The 2,365-nt window shown below is 72.9% G+C and carries 1 protein-coding gene; it reads right to left on the reverse strand.

From position 1 onward, the window contains the following. Positions 1 to 1,102: 1,102 nt before the first annotated feature. A complete protein-coding gene (locus ACLEQD_RS41535) occupies positions 1,103 to 1,909 on the reverse strand; it encodes a hypothetical protein (RefSeq protein WP_410391436.1) in 807 nt (268 codons plus the stop codon). Between the last annotated feature and the right edge of the window lie 456 nt (positions 1,910 to 2,365).

The raw sequence follows: 2,365 nt of genomic DNA on the forward strand, positions 1-2,365 counted from the left end.
GGCCTGGCGGGCGCGTGCTGGAGGCCGCCGGTGCTGGCGGGCCAGGTGGCGCTGCCGGAGGCCCTGTCCGCCTCCTCGGTGAAGCCCCTGGCCAAGGCCGCGAAGAAGGCGCTCTACCGGCTGCGCTCGCGCGGCGTCACCCCGCCGGAGGCTCCGAAGGCGGCGCCCGCCCCCGCGGCGCCGGAGGCGCTGCCCACGCTGGTGACGCTGGTGTCCTCGACGGGGCAGTACGGCCTGCTGCTCACGCGCGTGGTGCGCGGCGGCGTGGAGCTGCTCCAGGCCATCGCGTCGGACGAACAGGGCGTGCTGGAGCTCACCCGCACCGAGCAGAGCCGGGGAGACCTCCGCCGCATCCTCAAGCACGGCCTTCAGAACGGCTTCGGCATGGAGGTCACCCGCGAGGAGGGAGCCCGGCTGCTCGCGGAGGCCGCGGCGCTCAACCTGCGCACCCGCACGCCCTTCCCGCCGGACCTGGAGGCCGCGCTGCGCCACCACGGCGTGCAGCCCGTCCACGAGCCCGAGCCCCTCCCCGCCCCCGAGCCCGACGACGTGCGCCATGCCCTGGAGGGCGACCAGCTCCACGCGACGCCGGAGATCGCGGAGTGGATGCCGCCCGACGCGGAGGTGCGGGGATTGATGGAGCAGGTGCAGGCGCTGGCCTCGAGCCCCCTGGCGCTGAGCGGAGCGCAGCGCCAGGAGCAGGTGCGGCAGCGCGTGCTGGAGGCGGCGCGGGCCTTCTTCACCCCGGAGGTGCGCCAGCGCTACGCGCGCCGCCTGTGGCGCATGGCGGCCTTCTTCGACGCGACCGGGCGGGCCCTCCAGGCGGACATCGCGAGGGGCGAGGCCCGGCGCCTCTTCCACGGGCTCGACGAGCCCTTCTCCCGCTTCGCGGAGACCCTCTTCGCCAAGGTCGTGGTCCTGGCCGCGGCGGGCGCGCAGGCCCAGGCCGAGCAGGGAGGTCCGGCCCCCGGTGAGCCCCCGGCGCGCCCACGCACGAGCGTCGCAGCCCCGGCGGCCTCATCCTGCCCTGACGCGTCCAGGCACGTCAGAGCGCCCGCGTCCCGGACGCCTCACGGGCGCGCCGGGAGCGGGCCCGTCCGCATCAGAGCTGCTCCGTGCGGGCGCACAGGAGCAGGTCCAGGTTCTCCCGCTCCCAGGCGAGCGCGCGCTGGTAGTCGTGGAAGCGCTTCTCGTGCTCCATCAACTCCGGCGGGTGGATGCAGCGCCGGCCGTCCTCGCCCCGGCGGGCGCGGTAGACGTGGTGCAGCATCTCGTGGAAGACGATCCACTCCACGAAGTACCGGGGCACCAGCGGCTGGTCCAACGCCGGGTGGATGCGGATGACCTTCGAGTCCGCCGAGTACGAGCCCATCTTGATGCTCTTGCGAGGCCCCTTCACCCGGGGCGCCGGCCCGTAGGTGATGGCCGCGTCGATGCGGCTCTGGAAGTAGCGCTCGTTGAGCCGCTCATAGATGCGCCCCAGGTCGTGGTAGCGCCCCACCGGCGACAGCCGCAGCCGCTTGCGCATCTGCGCCGGGGACAGCCGGCGGATGAAGATGCGGTTGCGCTCGATGTAGCGGTCCAAGAGCGCGCTGGCGTCCGCGTCCCCCTTGCGCACGAAGCTGGCGAGCGCCTGCAGCACGTCGTCCGGCGCGGCCAGGAACATGTGGTGCAGCCGCAGCCGCCACAGCGCGCGCTGACGTTGGAACGTCAGCATCGTGTGGGTGTTGTCGTGGATCTCCACCGCCACCTTCCCCCGCAGCCGGGTGCGCAGCCGACGCTCCAACACGCGCCGCCACACCTTCACCAGTCGGTTGGGCTCCGGGGCGACCGGGAGCTGCCGGGCCACCCTCCCCGCGGGGTAGGTCCTCTGTCGTGTGATGTTCTTCCGCTTCTTCGCGCGAGCCATAGAGGGGCCGGAGTCTACGGACCCCTCTGACATGTGTAAACGCGCCCGCTCGGTGGAAAACCAAGGAATTCCAACGACTTAAGGGCACTCAAGCTTACCCGGTCCTACGTGTCCTCCGGGGGGTGCGGATGCCGCATACGCGTAAGTCGCCGTGCCAATTAGCGTCGCCTGCGGCATGGGACCCGGAGCGTCTGGAGTTCCCCGGTTACAGGTCGGACGTTGTAGGTCTCAATACCCCGAGGTGCACGCTTTCCCGGGCAGGTGTACTGGACGCGGAGCGGGCCGGGAGCCAGGGCGACCACCTGGTTGATGGGCAGCTTCCCGCCCCCCGGCCGGCCAAGCACGGTGCGCACCGGGGCCTCGAAGCGGACCTCCACGGTGGCGGGGGGCGGAGGCTCGACGGGGGCCGCCGGTTCCACGGCTGGCGGGGCCGCCGCTTCGGTGCCCGCCGCGGCC

Source organism: Corallococcus sp. 4LFB, from assembly GCF_046520365.1.
Lineage (GTDB): Bacteria > Myxococcota > Myxococcia > Myxococcales > Myxococcaceae > Corallococcus > Corallococcus caeni.

Bases quoted from the DNA above. Each gene is read 5' to 3' on its own strand.
- ACLEQD_RS41535 (WP_410391436.1), bottom strand. From the start codon at position 1,909: ATGGCTCGCGCGAAGAAGCGGAAGAACATCACACGACAGAGGACCTAC.